Source organism: Cytobacillus eiseniae (assembly GCF_017874625.1).
In the GTDB taxonomy this organism is placed as follows: domain Bacteria; phylum Bacillota; class Bacilli; order Bacillales; family Cytobacillaceae; genus Cytobacillus; species Cytobacillus eiseniae.
This window is the reverse complement of record NZ_JAGIKZ010000027.1, coordinates 1-15,584: the sequence shown is the minus strand read 5'-3', so window position 1 is coordinate 15,584 and position 15,584 is coordinate 1. Positions and strand designations below refer to the sequence as shown.

The window sequence follows — 15,584 nt, the reverse complement described above, 5'->3', positions numbered from 1 at the left end:
AAACAATTGATAGAGCGCAAAGCAAAGTTCATCAATCTTGAGATGATGGACAAAACAGTAGATAGAGCGTAAAGCAAAGTCCATCAATCCAGAGATGATGGACAAAACAGTAGATAGAGCGTAAAGCAAAGTCCATCAAACTTGAGATGATGGACAAAACACTAGATAGAGAGCTAAGAAAGTACATCAATCTTGAGATGCTTCGTCTATTTAGTTGCAACGACGATGAGTGCAGGTGTGTTTACTGTGTATGCTTCTCCTTTAAAGTTCCCATATGCCTCGATTTTTTTAAAGCCAATTTTTTCGAGAAGAGGGAGTAGCTGGTTGGCTGTTGCTGGATATAATGGAATCGTATTCGACTCAGATATTCCATCAACTATTAACGTAGTTGTGAATAATATTTTGTCGCCAACAAGTTCGTAGTGGCGTTGAAATTCAAATGCTTCTTTTTTTATGATCGGAAAGTGGAAATCCTTATTTGTTAATACCTTTTCAAAATTAACAATTTGAAAAATGAACTTGCCATGTTCATGCAATTTTTCATATGTATGTTGAAAAAAATGCTGGATTTCATCTAAATGATTTAAATGGGCAAGGGTGTTGCCGATGCAATAAATCCCATCAAATGGTTCCAGGAATTCGTCTATTTCCTGCATAGACTTTGTATCCACCTTTATTTGAAGATTCTCAGCGACTGCTTTGCTACGAATTTCGTTCGCCATTTTCTTTTCTGGCTCTGTAGCTGTTAATGTAAATCCATCTTTTGAAAGGGTAATTGCCATATTTCCGGTACCAGCACCAACATCAAGTATGTTTCCATTCTTAAGTAAATGGGATGACAGAAATTGCTCTGTTAATGTATTGGCCGGAAATATTTGATCATAAAAGGGTGTTAATGTTTTGTAAAAAGACATGTATGTATCATTCCTCTCATTTAAAATTTCACCAAGACCATTTACAAATATACGGAAATTCAGAAAAATAATCAGTGATAGCCGTCATTGCTATTAGGAAAATTTCTAATATATATGTGTAAACTACCATTTCGTGATTAAAATCACCGAAAAGCAAACTTCAATTTGTTAAATTAGAGTTAAAATTCTAAATATTATAACAAAATGAGGTGTGGTTAGTTGACTTTAAATCGATTTGTGTATTTCACGATTATCTTAACTTATTTTTTGATTGTTTTTGGAGGCTATGTAGCATCTTCAGAATCAGGAATGGGCTGTGGACCTGAGTGGCCATTATGTAATGGAGCAGTGATTCCCATTTTGCAAGGGGACACATTAATCGAATTTGCCCATCGAGTGATTGGTGCTGTTCTTGGAATAATGACGGTTATTTTATTCATAAAGCTATTGCGTGCACAGGTGGATCGATCCACACGATTTGTAAGTTGGGTTATGCTCTTTTTATTAGTTGTACAAATCCTTTTTGGTGCAATCGTTGTTATTCTTGATTTACCAGCTATCATTGTTACTGCACATCTAGTCATTGCCATGCTTTTTCTTGCCAGTCTTATTTGGATTGGGAAGAGCACGAATCAAATGGCAGTGAAGGAGAAAATACATAGCCATATTTTAAATAGTGTAAAACACAAAATTGTTATTTTTCATTTAAATATTGCAACAACTATTTTGCTGCTTACTTTAGCAGTTGGGGCCTATATTAAGCATGAGTCATATGGGCTCGCATGTGGTTGGTTGTCATGTGGTGAATCTCTCATCCCTGCAACTATTCCAGAATTTCTGCAGACGACTCATAGATTTCTAGCCATTGCTGCGACTCTTTATATTTTTTTACTAATTTACTGGTCATATACAAAAAAATGGGGAGCTGCTTTGCGAAACCGCCTTCTATTTGCAGGGTTTCTTGTTTTATTACAAATAATTATCGGTGTGTTGACAGTGATTACTTATATAGACATACCTTGGGCTGTCCTACATTTAGCAGCTGGGACCGCATTGTTTGCATCTGTTTATGAAGCACGTGCCTATGTTGGAGTGAATATGCCAATGAGTTACAAACCGAGTATTTCATCAAATGAAAAATTTCATTCTTGAAAGATAATTACTAGATTGTTCGGACAAATGCTGCCTTCTAATTAAGAGGGCAGCATTTTTACTAGATAAGTAAATAGAAGTGAAAATCAAAGTGATTTTTCCATAAAAAAATAGGAAAGATGTATTTGAATTTATCCTAATTTAGGAGTATAGTAGTTAAGGGGTAACTGATAGGTAATAGCAAGTGAATTTTTTTTGAATTTTTATGTGAAATATCACACAAGTCATAATTACCTTTCAGTTTAAAATTATCAAAATATTTATAAATGCAAAGGGGAATAGAAAATGACAGCTACGCTAACTCAAACAAAGCCTGAACAAGAAGTTTTCGAAATGTCTTCAAATCAAGAAAGACTAGATATTGTTGATCAGCTATTAAAACCTGAAGTTCAAGAATCATTAACAGCTTTAGTTGAACAGCTGCCGAAATTAACTGAACTTATCAATATTCTGAATAAGTCATATGACTTTGCTCATTCTGTTGCAACAGATGAAGTATTAAAGAATGATACGGTTGGTGCTATTAAAGAAATGGTAGATCCTGTTAAGGATTCTGTAAAAAATATTGCAGCTACTGCAATTGAAGCGAAAGATCGTGCAGAAGAAAGCCATGAAGTCATTGGTCTTTTTGGACTTTTAAAAATGATAAAAGATCCACAAGCACAGAAACTTTTCCGATTCTTAACAGCTTACCTTGAAGTTTCTTCTGAACGTAGCAATCAAAAATAATTCATTTAATACAACATTGTAAGGACGGGGATAAATAATGACTAAACATATTGTTATACTAGGTGGAGGTTACGGCGGATTGCTTTCTGCTTTAACTGTACGTAAATATTTAGATCGTAATGAAGCTTATGTTACTGTAGTAAATCAGTTTCCAACACACCAAATTATTACTGAACTGCACCGTCTAGCAGGTGGAACAATCGCTGAACAAGCAATCTCAATGCCGCTTGAAAAGCTTGTCAAAGGAAAAGATATTGATCTAAAAATTGCAAAGGTTGAATCATTTTCAGTAGATGATAAAAAAGTAAAACTATCTGATGGTTCAACATTAACATATGATGCACTTGTTGTTGCTTTAGGAAGCAAAACAGGCTACTTCGGTATCCCAGGACTTGAAGAAAACAGCATGGTATTAAAATCAGTTGATGATGCAAATAAAATCTACAATCACATTGAAGGCAAAATCCGTGAATATGCTCAGACAAAAAATGAAGCAGATGCTACGATCGTTATCGGTGGTGGCGGTTTAACAGGTGTAGAATTAGTTGGTGAAATTGCTGATAATATGCCTAAAATTGCTAAAAAGTATGGTGTTGATCCAAAGGAATTAAAGATCAAGCTTGTTGAAGCTGGTCCGAAAATTCTTCCTATCTTACCAGATCATTTAATTGAACGTGCAACGGAAAGCCTTGTAGCACGTGGCGTTGAATTCTTAACAGGTCTTCCTGTTACAAATGTAAGCGGCAATGAAATTGACTTAAAAGATGGAAGCAAAATTATTGCCAATACATTCGTATGGACTGGTGGAATCCAAGCACTTCCTATCGTTGAGGAATCTGGTCTAGCCGTTGATAGAGGTAGAGCAACAGTGAATGAATTCCTTCAATCAAGCTCTCACACTGATGTATTTGTTGTTGGAGATAGTGCGGTTGCATTCCCAGAAGAAGGCGGTCGTCCATATGCACCAACTGCTCAAAATGCATGGCAAATGGGTGAACTTGTAGGGTATAACTTATATGCATACCTTGAAGGAAAAACATTTGAGCGCTTTGCTCCAATCAATTCTGGTACACTTGCTAGTCTTGGCCGTAAAGATGCAGTAGCATCGATTGGTGCAAATAATACGTCACTTAAGGGCCTTCCAGCTACACTCATGAAAGAAGCGAGCCATGTTCGTTACTTATCACATATTAAAGGATTATTTAGCTTAGCCCATTAATTCAAAATATGTTAGAAAAGAAAGAAGCCGAAAAACAAGATAAAATTGTTTTTTGGCTTCTTTCTTTAAGCTATTTTATATTTCGCCCTTTTCTTCATAAATCTCAATAATATTCAAAATTACATTTGTTGCTTTCTCCATATTATCTACGGAAATATATTCATACTTGCCATGATAGTTTTCGCCGCCAGTGAAAATATTTGGGGTAGGGAGGCCCATGTAGGAGAGCTGGGAGCCGTCCGTTCCGCCGCGAATTGGTTTTATATTCGGTTGAATATCTAGTCTTTCCATTGCTTCATAGGCAATGTCGACGATTTCCTTCACAGGTTCAATTTTTTCCTTCATATTATAATATTGATCCGTTAGTTCCAAATGGATGTTTTCTTGTCCATATTTATCACGAAGTTCCTCTGCAATCTCTTCTAGCTTTTCTTTTCTTGCATTGAATTGATCCTTATCGAAGTCACGAATAGTATAATGAAGAATTGTTTGTTCGACATATCCATTAATAGAAGAAAGATGGTAAAAACCTTCATAGCCCTCAGTATATTCAGGCGCCTCTTCTTTAGGGAGTTTATTGTGGAATTCCATAGCGACTTTTGCGGAATTTACCATTTTTCCTTTTGCTGTGCCAGGATGGATGTTGTTTCCTTGAATGATAACTTTTGCAGCGGCAGCATTAAAGCTCTCATATTCTAGTTCCCCTAATGGACCGCCATCAACGGTATACGCATATTTTGCATCGAAAGCCTTAACATCAAACTTATGAGGTCCTCTGCCAATTTCCTCATCAGGAGTGAAAGCGACACGTATTTTCCCATGTTTTATTTCTGGATGAGTAATTAAGTAGGCCATCGCAGTCATTATTTCAGCAATTCCAGCTTTATTGTCTGCCCCGAGTAGTGTAGTGCCATTCGTAGTGATTAACGTATGTCCCTTATAATTCGTTAAATTCGGGAAATCCTTCGGTGATAGCACGATATGTAAATCTTCATTTAAGACAATGTCATTGCCGTCATAATTCTCTACTAGTTGAGGAGAGACGTTCGTACCAGTGAAATCTGTTGCTGTATCCACATGCGCTAAAAAACCAATGGTAGGGATCTTCTTATCTGTATTTGCTTGCAGGGTCGCCATCACATAGCCATTTTCATCGATTGTCACTTCATCCATACCGATTGTTTTCAATTCGTCAACAAGCATATTTGCTAATGTGAGCTGTCCTGGAGTTGTCGGACATGTATTGCTATCTGCATTTGATTGTGTATCTACTTTTACATATGTTGTTAATCGTTTAATGAGCTCTTTTTTCACCTTTTGAACATCTCCTTTATTGGACTACTTTCAATTTTATCATAGCTAATCAATTTTTCTCGTGAATGGAGCTAAATGAAGACATGAAAAAGCACGAAGCCCAAAAAGATAAAAGCCATTGTATAATGAAACCTTCGCCTTTTACCCGATGCTTTCCATCTTCGTAATAATCCACTATAAAGCAGAAGGACTAGTAGACTGAATGCAACTGCACCTGTTATCGTTTTTGCCTTCCACAGCTGTTCTTGATGGGCAGTGATCATAATTGCTGCATGCGAAATTATTAATACAGTCGCGGTGATTGCAATTGGAATATGAAATTTCATCATCTTCTTCGATATTTTTGCCAGTTGGATTTTTACTTTTCGTATCTTACTTTTCCGAATGAGGAGGAATACGAAGTACATATTAATATTGATTAAAAATAAAATAAATGCAGCTTGTGAAATGATTTTTCCGATTAATATATAGTTTGATTCATAGCCCCGGTACAAACTCCATAAAACAATGATAATAATTGTTAGTCCGTTCATAATCAACCATTTAGCAATCAAGAAATCACTCCTTTCGAATTGTTGCTCTGCACTTACTATAACATAGTTGAATTGTTAACTAATAATCCCATAAAGAGAGATTAAAGGGTAAATATGTGAAGAAAACAATAGACATCCACCTTTTAATAAAATTATACTTGTACGTTGTTTATGCTTAAAAAGTGTTTCAGTTGAAGATAGTCAATATAAAAAGAAAAAGACCCATTTCGGGTCTTTTCCTCTGAAATCATCAGTTATCCCTTTGATTTCTTAATTGCTGCTCTGCCATTGCGACGAGTCGCTTCGTCATTTCGCCGCCAACAGAGCCATTTGCTCGTGCGGTTGTGTCAGCACCAAGCTGAACTCCAAACTCGTCCGCAATCTCTTGCTTCATTTGATCTAAAACATTTTCAGCACCAGGGACTAAAAGTTTGTTTCTTGCCATGATGATCACTCCCACCACGATTATTTGAGCAATTTGATCATTGCCCATTTTTAACATAACCGATTAAGAGAGGTTCATTCATTACATAATAGAGTAACATTCAAATGTGGAAAGTAAGAACGGATTTCGTGTGAAGAAATAATTGAAATCTGTTACATCATTGGTGGGATCCCTTTGCTAAATTCTGATACAAGCGTGGCAATGGATTGCAACTGTTGATCGTCTAAGTCAAAAGCTACTTTAATTTTATCCTCTAAATTACTTGTTACGCGTCTTTTTCCAATTTCAACGAGTGCAATTAGAGAAAAACTGCAACTAACGATTTTAGCAAAATCTCGTTGTGTCATATTATAGCTTTGCCGTATGAACTTAATAATTTCCTTATTCATATAATCACCTTTATTCATTCCCATTCTATTTTTCTAAATTAGCACTTTTCACATGTTTTTGTAAAGATTTATTTCTTGGCAATGAGGTGCAATAATTCCAACTTGCTTATTCGAAGGGGTGGAATAGGATGAATTTGTAACCGTCTATTGTCAAATTCCATAAGGTAAATTAAGAACCTTAGGAAGGTTGGGAATAGGATGATTTTGATTAGCAATTATAACGATAAACCTGCGATCGAACAATTTCAAGGGTTGAAAAAAGAAATATATGCAGCATTGGAAAATAGCCCAATGATGCATTCCTATAACTCAGTTCATGAACTATTATTTGATATTCAGTTAAGGAGTAATATTATTAAAGCTGCAAAAGATCTTCATGAGAGTGCAGTAGAGTTTGCGCCATTCCAAACCTCCAAATTTAATCCTGAAATTTGGACAAAAACAAAGTATGGTTATTTACTTAATTCGTGGGTCCTCCCGTCTGAAGCCATCGAAGATATTTTTACGAATAGTAAAGAGTATGCATTTGAATGTTCAACAGCGATTGTCGTTATTTATTATAAAGCAGTGCTGGATACGATTGCGACAAGTTATTTTAATACTTTGTTTCAAAGACTTCTCGTATGGGATTGGAATTATGACCGCGATTTAAGCATAGTTACGAAAGTAGGCAGAGATTTTATTCCTGGTGACGTTGTTTATTTTTATAATCCTGAATATGCTCATCCCGTTTGGACAGGAGAAAATGCAGTTATTCTTGGGAATGGACTTTATTTTGGGCATGGGGTCGGAATTGAAACTGCAGAAGGGATGATTCAAGCGTTAAATACATTAAGAGTAGAAAATGCAACAAAATCGGCATACTTAATTTCTCAGCATAGTCGATTGAATCCACAATATTTGTCACAATTTGCTAGGAAGCAGTTTGCTTAATGTGATGTGATTCACTTCCTCCTCTTTTGATATTCTTTATAATGACAATGAATATCAATTAGCATCATTCATCTCATTATTCAGGAGGAAAATTGATGAGCAACTTACTAAAAGATAAAATTTATGAAGAGCTTGAATTAGTAATAGATCCAGAATTAGGCATTGATGTCGTAAATTTAGGACTAGTATATGAAGTTAATATTAATGAAGGAAATGATGTCCATATTGTTATGTCAATGACTTCGATGGGCTGTCCAATGGCAGGTCAAATTGTTAGCAATGTGAAAAGTGCGATTCTAGATAATATCGAGGAAATCAAGAAAGTCGAAGTGGATATTGTTTGGAGTCCACCTTGGACAAAAGAACGCATGTCCCGCTATGCACAGCTGGCACTAGGTATTCATAGATAAGCTTAATAAAAATGCATGAAGAATTTATTCTTCATGCATTTTTTTGTTGGAATTTTTGAAACATTTCTGACTTTCATTCGTAAGTATACTGTACCAGAAATAGCAGGATTAGGAAGAGGGGGTGGTATTATGGAACTGTTTGGCATACCTATCCAAACATTATATTTATATGTACTCGTTATTTCCGGTAGTTTAATCATCCTATATTTATTTTTTGGAGATATGGTTGAAGGGTTATCAGAAGCAGCGGGCTTTCTCCATCCAGTATTAGTACTTGCATTTTTTACGTTTTTATCCGCAATTGGCTATTTATTAGAATCGTTAACAGGGATGAATGGCGTACTCATTTTTGTTATTGCAGCTCTAACCTCACTAATACTAGATACATTATTAAATATTTTCGTTCTTATACCATTAGCAAATACAGAGGAATCACTCGTATATACAGAGGAATCATTAAAGGGGAGGATAGCTACTGTCATTATTCCAATACCTCAAGATGGATTTGGAGAAATTCTGATTGAAAGCATTAGTGGGAGGATATCTAAGCCTGCTTCGAGCTTTGATAATACAACAATAGAAGAAGGAAAAAAAGTCCTTGTAATCGATGTGAAAGACGGTGTGCTCTTTGTTGTGCCGCGCAATGAATATTAGATAGGGGGAAAGTACATGCTTACAATTTGGATTGTTATTGGAATTGTTGCTTTTTTACTAATTGCTTTAATAGGGGTCTTTGTTACAAAATACAGAACAGCTGGTCCTGATGAGGCATTAATTGTTACAGGTAGTTATTTAGGTTCTAAAAATGTGCATGTAGATGAATCAGGGAATAAAATCAAAATCATCCGTGGTGGAGGTACTTTCGTATTACCAGTTTTCCAACAAGCAGAGCCATTAAGTCTTTTATCTAGCAAACTAGAAGTTTCAACACCAGAAGTATATACGGAACAAGGGGTTCCGGTCATGGCAGATGGAACAGCCATTATAAAAATTGGTGGTTCCATAGGTGAAATTGCTACGGCTGCCGAGCAATTTCTTGGAAAATCTAAGGAAGACCGTGAAAATGAAGCGAAGGAAGTGCTTGAAGGGCATTTAAGATCCATCCTTGGCTCAATGACAGTGGAGGAAATTTACAAAAATCGGGATAAGTTTTCTCAAGAAGTTCAACGTGTTGCTTCACAAGATCTTGCAAAAATGGGACTAATTATTGTTTCATTCACGATTAAAGATGTTCGTGATAAAAATGGCTACCTTGATTCATTAGGGAAACCAAGAATTGCTCAAGTAAAACGAGATGCTGATATTGCAACTGCAGAAGCTGAAAAGGAAACGCGTATCAAACGGGCAGAAGCAGCTAAAGACGCTCAGAGAGCAGAGCTTGAAAGAGCAACTGAAATTGCAGAAGCGGAAAAAGAAAATCAAATGAAAATGGCAGATTACCGCAGGGAGCAGGATGTAGCAAAAGCGAGAGCGGACCAAGCCTATGATTTAGAAACGGCTCGATCGAAACAAGAAGTTACAGAACAGGAAATGCAAATTAAAATTATTGAACGTCAAAAACAAATTGAATTAGAAGAAAAAGAAATTTTGAGAAGAGAACGTCAATATGATTCTGAAGTGAAGAAAAAAGCCGATGCAGACCGTTATGCAGTAGAGCAAGCAGCAGAGGCAGAAAAGAGAAAGCAATTTGCTGAGGCAGATGCGAATAAGTATCGCATTGAAGCACAAGCAAAGGCTGAAGCTGAGCGAGTGCGAGCAGATGGTCTTGCAAAAGCAGATGCACAGCGTGCACAAGGGGAAACAGAAGCTGAAATTATTCGTCTGAAAGGTCTTGCTGAGGCAGAAGCGAAGCGCAAAATTGCCGAGGCATTTGAGCAATATGGCCACGCAGCGATTATGGATATGGTCTTAGAAATGCTGCCTGAGTATGCAAAACAGGTTGCTAGTCCATTAGCTAATATTGATAAAATTACCGTAGTGGATACTGGCAGTGATGGGACAAATGGTGGGGCGAATAAAGTGACAAGCTATGCAACAAACCTTATGTCCACGATGCAAGAAACTTTGAAGGCATCATCTGGCATTGATGTAAAAGAGCTATTGGAGAATTTCTCTGGTAAATCAAATATTCGAGAAAGCCTAGATCACTTGGCACTGGAATTAAAAGATAAAGAAAAAGTAGAAGATAAACAAGAGTAAAGAATGAAATCCGCCCATTTTTTAATATGAAAATGACGTGGAAAATCCAAAGTAACTCCTTGATAAAGGGGCCCTGTCAACAAGGGTCTCTTTTTTCATGTAGTGGATGCACCTAAAATTGTGCATTCGTCTATCGCACAATCTAGGGTAAATGAATAGGATATATGGAAACAAACAAAGGAGGTATTTGAACATGGGAAATGAATGTGGAGGCGTTGGTTACGGTGGAGGCTTCGCTCTACTTGTAGTATTGTTTATCCTATTAATTATCATTGGTGCTTCATGGGGTTATGGTGGAGGATACGGTTACTAAAAAAGTAGAATAAAATAATTTATAATAGCAAGGAGGAGAAAGTATATGTATGGATACGGCGGCTATGGGTATGGCGGCTGTGGATACGGTGGAGGAGCTAGCTACGGCGGCGGTTTTGCATTAATCGTTGTGCTTTTCATCCTTCTTATCATTGTAGGCGCAGCTTGTTTTAGATAAATAATTAATAGAAAAGCAGGAGAAATCCTGCTTTTTTTTTATATAAGTGAGTAAAATTTTCTCGTATTATAAAGCAGCTGTTTATAGACTTCTTGAATCGGCATTTCTTTAATCTTAGAGAGGATGGCAATGGATTCATTCATCATATTTGGGTGTGTCATTAACCCTTTAAAGGGACCTTCAAATCGCCATGGTCCATCTGTTTCAACCATCATTTGTTCGATTGGAAATATGCTTGCGATCTCCTGAATTTCTTGTTCATATACAATATCCGGAGTAAAAGAAATACAATACCCATTTGCTGCGATGCGATTAATTGTCACGGGATCCCCTTTGAACCAATGGAAATGGGCTTTCTGAATGGAATGCTTTTCTAAAAGATCACACACAATAGGAGCGTCTTCATATATGGCGTGAAGAATGATTGGCTTATTCCATTTCTTGGCTAGCACAATGAAAACTTCCAATTGATCAATATATTCTTGAAGTGGAAGCGGTTTCGATGATTCTTGTCGTAAATAGTACGGCAGCCCGACTTCACCTACTGCAATCATCTTTTCTTGATTGCACTCAATCCAAGAGAGCAGTTCCATTCGTTCATCATTCGTTAGTAATGGCTGTTCTGGATGAAACCCGAAGGCAGGATTCACCTTCGGATATTTCTCAGACAAAAGAAGATTTCTCTTCGCGGATTCTAAGTTAAAGGATACAGAAATTAGGGATTGAATCGTTGATATACTTGAATTTACCTCTTCAATCTCATCGTCTGTGTAATGGTCCAGGTGAATATGTGAATCGATCATTTGTATCATTCATATACATTCCTTTTTAGTGAGTAGTGGATCGCCCGCTTACTTTCCAGAAATTGATCTTCAAGTACAAGTTCTTCATTTCTCGGACGATCAAAGGGAACTTTCAGATCAGATATGACAGATGCAGGCCGCTGGGAAAGGATTAAAATACGGTCTGAAAGAAAGAGTGCTTCTTCAATATTATGTGTCACAAAAAGAACAGTGCGCTTATTTGATTCCCAAATATTTAATAGCCATTTTTGCATAGATAGTCTTGTAAGCTCATCAAGTGCAGAAAACGGTTCATCAAGAAGAATGATAGGCTGTGGACTTAAAAGAGCACGAATAAAAGCAACTCGCTGCTTCATCCCCCCTGATAATTCATGTGGGTAGGAATGAATATATTCACCTAGCCCCGCTTTATGAATCATTTCCTGTGCTTTCTCAATATTTGTAGTGCCTCGTAGCTCTTGACCAAGAACTACATTCTGTAAAATCGTTCGCCATGGAAGCAATGAAGGAGTTTGTGGCATATAGCTAACTGAGCCACGTTGCCCATTAATGATTTTATTCTGTAAATGAATCGTTCCTTCTTCAGGAGTAAGCAGCCCACCAATTAAATTGAAAATCGTGCTTTTTCCACTTCCAGAGGGACCTAGGATCGAAACAAATTCTCCTTCTTGGATTTGTAAATTAAGCCCATGAATCACTTCATTTTGGCCAAAGCTTTTTGAGACATTTTCTATGGATAGTAAAGTCATTTTTTGTTCTCCTCCTTTGCTTTCCAGCGGACAAGTATGCGCTCTATTAATAGAATGATTGCAAATAGGATCAGACTTACGATCATAATAAATAGGATTGCGACAAATACTCGGTCTGTACGAAAGGAGGAAGAGGCAAGTGTCATATAGACGCCAACTCCATTTTTAGCTCCAAGCCATTCTGAAATAACAGCTCCCATTACACTGTACGTTGCAGAGATTTTTAAGCCGGAAAATACGGCAGGCAATGAGTAAGGAAGTTCGAGCTTCCAGAAGAGCTGGCCTCGATTTGCGCCAGCCATCATCATATAATGCTTCAACTCATTAGGTGTTTGCCTAAAGCCATCCAATGCTGCTACCGTAATTGGAAAAAAACAAACGAGTGTAATGACTATCAGCTTTGGCATTAATCCAAAGCCAAACCAAATCACTAACAGTGGAGCAAGTACGATGATTGGAATATTTTGTGATAAAATTAATAAAGGATAAATGGATTCTCTTATAATTGGAATAAGATGAAGAATAATGGCTGTAATTAATCCAATGCTTGAGCCAATAACAAAACCAAGTAATGACAGCTGTATGGTTGATTGCAGATGAACAGAAAAAAGACTCCACCCAGTCATTGCTTCTTCGATAATTTCAGTTGGTGGAGGGAGCAGCCAAGCAGGAATCTCTGCTAATTTAACGACCATTTCCCATATAATGAATAAAAAGAGGAGAACCAATGCCGGTCTCCATCCTTTTAATAAAATGTTTCTCATGATCGGTATTTCTCCGTCAAATCATTCATTTCAATTCCTGATGGCTGATACAAAATTTTTACTTGTGAAATGACATTTCGGCTTCCTTTTTCAATCATTTTCTCATTCATCTTCGTTATTATTTTTAATAGATCTTCTAATTCGCCTTCCATTGTTGTTTCAAGCGGATGTACCTCATATTTGACTCCTGCTTCTTCGATTACACGGATCGCTTCATCCACATAGGGAATGACATCTTCTCCATTTTTTGTTTTTGGAATGATTTGTATGCTTATTAATGCATTTGCCATGTTTGCTTCTCCTCACTCTGGTAAAAATTCATTTGTGAATGCTTGATCTGCTTCTAATTCTTTATCAAGTAATCCATTTTCAAACATCCAGCTTGCATAGTTTTCCCAAACCTCAAGCTTTTGTTCACCCCATTGTGCAGCATCATCTTGATAATATGGGGCTAACCATTCTTGGCTCTTCTGCACGAGCTCTTCATCTAAATCTGGTGCAGCTTTTAAAAGGATTTGAGCTGCTTCATCTGGATTTTCGATCGTGAAACTGTATCCTTTGGAAGCGGCTTTAATGAATGCTTTTACCGTATCCGGATTCTCAGCAATCATTGTTTCATTTGTTGCGAGTACTGGCGTATAATAATCAAGCTTCTCACTATAGTCGGTTAAATAAACCATATTAATTTCTTCTCCACGTAGCTCAGCTTCAACGCCTGTCCACCCGTAAAATATCCATGCAAAATCAATGTCGCGTTTAACAGCAGTGAAAAAGTCCGAATCACCCATATTGATAATGGATACATCTTCAACATTGGCATTTTCAACTTTCATTAAAGAATCTAAAACAGATTGCTCAACAGGTGAACCCCAGCCCCCATACGTTTTCCCAGCAAAATCCTTAGGAGATGTTATGTTTTTTTCAACGGGAGAGGCAAAGCCGGAAGTATTATGTTGAATCACAGCTGCAATTGAAACAAGCGGGACTCCTTGTACACGAGCTTGGGTGATGCTTTCTTGATAACTCACGCCAAAATCTGCCTTTCCTGATGCGGTCAACTGATCAGCGCCAGCTTCCCCAGGCATAATGATTTCAACGTCAAGTCCTTCTTCAGCAAAGTATCCTTTTTCTTGAGCTACATACAATCCAGTATGATTTGTATTTGGTGTCCAATCTAGGACAACAGTTACCTTATCAAGCTCCTGATTGTTTTTTTCATCTTTAGCTGGTGCTGTTTCTTCATTTGTTGTGCCACAGCCGGCCAGCAGCAAAACAGTGCACATCATTGCCATCCATTTTTTCATCTTTTGACCCTCCTGATGTATTATTCTTATTTTCTCCAGTGTGTCTGGAATTGAACAAAATAAAAACGCCCTAGGCAGGAACCTGGGCGCATATATACTTAACATTAGTAGTTATAGAATATGTTCCCTCCGCTGGTACTAACCAGATCAGGTTCTAAGGGTTATCATCTTTTTTAGATGAAATCTCAACCAATAGTGGTTCCCCTACATTTCTGCCTATTCAATTATGATAAAGCATTTTCATTTCTAACCCATTATAACAGATAAGTTTCATTTTACTAGAAAAATGTACTAAATGTTTAGGGTGAAATCGTGTTTATCCAATATTTCCCTCTATTTCTATGGATATTTTTGTAGGTAGAAGTAGTAATTAGACTGTGTTAAGGTTATATATATTGTTAGTCGAATGATATTTCAAAAGCTAGTTGAAGAAGCATCTTTGTTTATTATTTAATAAGCTTGGTGCTTTTTGTTTTTTAATAAAAGGAGGAGATACAATGAAAAAACTTGCAGCTATTTTTGCAGGATTCATGATGCTCTCATTCCACTTTGTCCTTTCTAATGATAATCATATGAATGCTGAAATATTAGATTCTGTTAATGTATATATAGTTGAAAAAGGAGATTCACTGAACAAAATTGGAATGGAATATGGGGTATCAGTACAGGAATTAATGAAGAGTAATCATAAAAAATCAGAACAGATCCATACGGGTGAAAAACTTATATTGCCAAAATCAATTACAAATGCGGAGCAAGATCTCTTAGCTAGACTCGTCCATGCAGAAGCAAAAGGTGAGCCGTACGAGGGAAAGGTAGCTGTTGCTCAAGTTGTCTTGAATAGGGTAGAGGATGAGCGCTTTCCAGACACGATTAAAGAGGTCATCTATGAAAAAAGACAATTTCAACCCGTTGATAATGGTTCAATTCAAGAACCAGCAGATAGTAGTGCTAAAAAGGCAGTAAAGGAAGCATTGGCCTTTAACAGCAAGGAAAATGAATCTGTCTTCTTCTTTAACCCAGACTTGACAAGCAGTACATGGCTTAGATCAAAAACAGTTACAGCCGAAATTGGTAAGCACCGTTTTGCAAAATAATGAATGCAGCTCCATTCTTTAGGAATGAGAGCTGTTTTTTTATTATCTAGGAAACCAACATGGCGGCGCTTCTCGCCGCCACCGTCTATCATGAAAACTAATTCTTAACCATAGTAGAGTCTACACTATTTTTGCATTGA

Annotated in this window: 19 protein-coding genes, 2 pseudogenes and 1 riboswitch; of the genes and pseudogenes, 11 read left to right on the top strand and 10 right to left on the bottom strand. The window is 36.9% G+C overall.

The window, feature by feature from the left end; all coding sequences use genetic code 11:
• Positions 1-206: 206 nt before the first annotated feature.
• A complete protein-coding gene (locus J2Z40_RS16535; RefSeq protein WP_066392951.1) occupies positions 207-914 on the bottom strand; it encodes a class I SAM-dependent methyltransferase in 708 nt (235 codons plus the stop codon).
• Positions 915-1,133: 219 nt separating this feature from the next.
• Between J2Z40_RS16535 and J2Z40_RS16530 the strand changes: the two genes are divergently transcribed.
• The 3 genes from J2Z40_RS16530 (at position 1,134) to J2Z40_RS16520 (ending at position 4,014) form a co-directional block, all read left to right on the top strand.
• Positions 1,134-2,066, top strand: a complete 933-nt coding sequence (locus J2Z40_RS16530; protein WP_066392957.1) for a COX15/CtaA family protein — start codon at positions 1,134-1,136, stop codon at positions 2,064-2,066.
• A gap of 285 nt (positions 2,067-2,351) precedes the next feature.
• Positions 2,352-2,795, top strand: a complete 444-nt coding sequence (locus tag J2Z40_RS16525) for a helical membrane plugin domain-containing protein (RefSeq protein ID WP_066392959.1) — start codon at positions 2,352-2,354, stop codon at positions 2,793-2,795.
• 37 nt (positions 2,796-2,832) lie between these two features.
• Positions 2,833-4,014 (top strand): NAD(P)/FAD-dependent oxidoreductase, encoded by a 1,182-nt coding sequence (locus J2Z40_RS16520; protein WP_066392962.1) that lies wholly within the window; start codon positions 2,833-2,835, stop codon positions 4,012-4,014.
• A 75-nt stretch (positions 4,015-4,089) separates the two neighbouring features.
• Here J2Z40_RS16520 and pepT read toward each other — a convergent pair whose 3' ends face one another.
• From pepT to J2Z40_RS16500, 4 genes are all read right to left on the bottom strand, one after another.
• Entirely contained in the window at positions 4,090-5,328 is a 1,239-nt protein-coding gene (pepT, locus tag J2Z40_RS16515; RefSeq protein WP_066392964.1) for a peptidase T, read from the bottom strand.
• 71 nt (positions 5,329-5,399) lie between these two features.
• Complete coding sequence (locus J2Z40_RS16510; protein WP_245350141.1) at positions 5,400-5,882, bottom strand: hypothetical protein; 483 nt, start codon at positions 5,880-5,882, stop codon at positions 5,400-5,402.
• A gap of 229 nt (positions 5,883-6,111) precedes the next feature.
• Positions 6,112-6,306: an alpha/beta-type small acid-soluble spore protein gene (locus tag J2Z40_RS16505; protein ID WP_066392965.1), complete on the bottom strand. Its 195-nt coding sequence runs from the start codon at positions 6,304-6,306 to the stop codon at positions 6,112-6,114.
• A gap of 152 nt (positions 6,307-6,458) precedes the next feature.
• A complete protein-coding gene (locus J2Z40_RS16500) occupies positions 6,459-6,713 on the bottom strand; it encodes a helix-turn-helix domain-containing protein (RefSeq protein WP_342590346.1) in 255 nt (84 codons plus the stop codon).
• A gap of 180 nt (positions 6,714-6,893) precedes the next feature.
• On the opposite strand from J2Z40_RS16500, the gene J2Z40_RS16495 reads away from it, so the two are divergent.
• The 7 genes and pseudogenes from J2Z40_RS16495 to J2Z40_RS16470 form a co-directional block, all read left to right on the top strand.
• The gene (locus tag J2Z40_RS16495) at positions 6,894-7,628 is read left to right on the top strand and encodes a protein-glutamine gamma-glutamyltransferase (protein WP_066392968.1); all 735 of its coding nucleotides are present in this window, start codon (positions 6,894-6,896) and stop codon (positions 7,626-7,628) included.
• Between the two features lie 92 nt (positions 7,629-7,720).
• Positions 7,721-8,038 carry a metal-sulfur cluster assembly factor gene (locus tag J2Z40_RS16490; RefSeq protein WP_425351426.1) on the top strand — a complete coding sequence of 106 codons (318 nt, stop codon included), beginning with the start codon at positions 7,721-7,723 and terminating at the stop codon, positions 8,036-8,038.
• A 129-nt stretch (positions 8,039-8,167) separates the two neighbouring features.
• The gene (locus J2Z40_RS16485) at positions 8,168-8,692 is read left to right on the top strand and encodes an NfeD family membrane protein (RefSeq protein ID WP_066399185.1); all 525 of its coding nucleotides are present in this window, start codon (positions 8,168-8,170) and stop codon (positions 8,690-8,692) included.
• Between the two features lie 15 nt (positions 8,693-8,707).
• Positions 8,708-9,352 (top strand): annotated as a pseudogene (locus tag J2Z40_RS20185) (flotillin family protein); the annotation flags it as partial.
• Between the two features lie 216 nt (positions 9,353-9,568).
• Positions 9,569-10,237, top strand: coding sequence for a flotillin domain-containing protein (locus tag J2Z40_RS20180; RefSeq protein WP_425351427.1), 669 nt, complete (start codon positions 9,569-9,571; stop codon positions 10,235-10,237).
• Between the two features lie 193 nt (positions 10,238-10,430).
• Positions 10,431-10,550: a YjcZ family sporulation protein gene (locus J2Z40_RS16475; protein ID WP_083953865.1), complete on the top strand. Its 120-nt coding sequence runs from the start codon at positions 10,431-10,433 to the stop codon at positions 10,548-10,550.
• Positions 10,551-10,640: 90 nt separating this feature from the next.
• Positions 10,641-10,727 (top strand): annotated as a pseudogene (locus tag J2Z40_RS16470) (YjcZ family sporulation protein); the annotation flags it as partial.
• Between the two features lie 38 nt (positions 10,728-10,765).
• Here the strand turns inward: J2Z40_RS16470 and J2Z40_RS16465 are convergent.
• The 5 genes from J2Z40_RS16465 to J2Z40_RS16445 are packed head-to-tail and all read right to left on the bottom strand — an operon-like array spanning position 10,766 to position 14,347.
• The gene (locus J2Z40_RS16465; RefSeq protein WP_066392983.1) at positions 10,766-11,539 is read right to left on the bottom strand and encodes a TatD family hydrolase; all 774 of its coding nucleotides are present in this window, start codon (positions 11,537-11,539) and stop codon (positions 10,766-10,768) included.
• Positions 11,536-12,279 carry an ABC transporter ATP-binding protein gene (locus tag J2Z40_RS16460; protein ID WP_066392986.1) on the bottom strand — a complete coding sequence of 248 codons (744 nt, stop codon included), beginning with the start codon at positions 12,277-12,279 and terminating at the stop codon, positions 11,536-11,538. Before J2Z40_RS16460 ends, J2Z40_RS16465 begins: the two co-directional genes overlap by 4 nt.
• Positions 12,276-13,043 (bottom strand): ABC transporter permease, encoded by a 768-nt coding sequence (locus tag J2Z40_RS16455; protein WP_066392992.1) that lies wholly within the window; start codon positions 13,041-13,043, stop codon positions 12,276-12,278. Before J2Z40_RS16455 ends, J2Z40_RS16460 begins: the two co-directional genes overlap by 4 nt.
• Complete coding sequence (locus tag J2Z40_RS16450) at positions 13,040-13,333, bottom strand: MTH1187 family thiamine-binding protein (protein WP_066392994.1); 294 nt, start codon at positions 13,331-13,333, stop codon at positions 13,040-13,042. The genes J2Z40_RS16455 and J2Z40_RS16450 overlap by 4 nt, the downstream gene beginning before the upstream one ends.
• A 12-nt stretch (positions 13,334-13,345) precedes the next feature.
• On the bottom strand, positions 13,346-14,347 hold the full coding sequence (locus J2Z40_RS16445) for an ABC transporter substrate-binding protein (RefSeq protein ID WP_066392996.1): 1,002 nt from the start codon (positions 14,345-14,347) through the stop codon (positions 13,346-13,348).
• Positions 14,348-14,454: 107 nt separating this feature from the next.
• Positions 14,455-14,563, bottom strand: a riboswitch (TPP riboswitch).
• Positions 14,564-14,844: 281 nt separating this feature from the next.
• On the opposite strand from J2Z40_RS16445, the gene J2Z40_RS16440 reads away from it, so the two are divergent.
• On the top strand, positions 14,845-15,444 hold the full coding sequence (locus tag J2Z40_RS16440; protein WP_066393000.1) for a cell wall hydrolase: 600 nt from the start codon (positions 14,845-14,847) through the stop codon (positions 15,442-15,444).
• Positions 15,445-15,584: the final 140 nt, after the last annotated feature.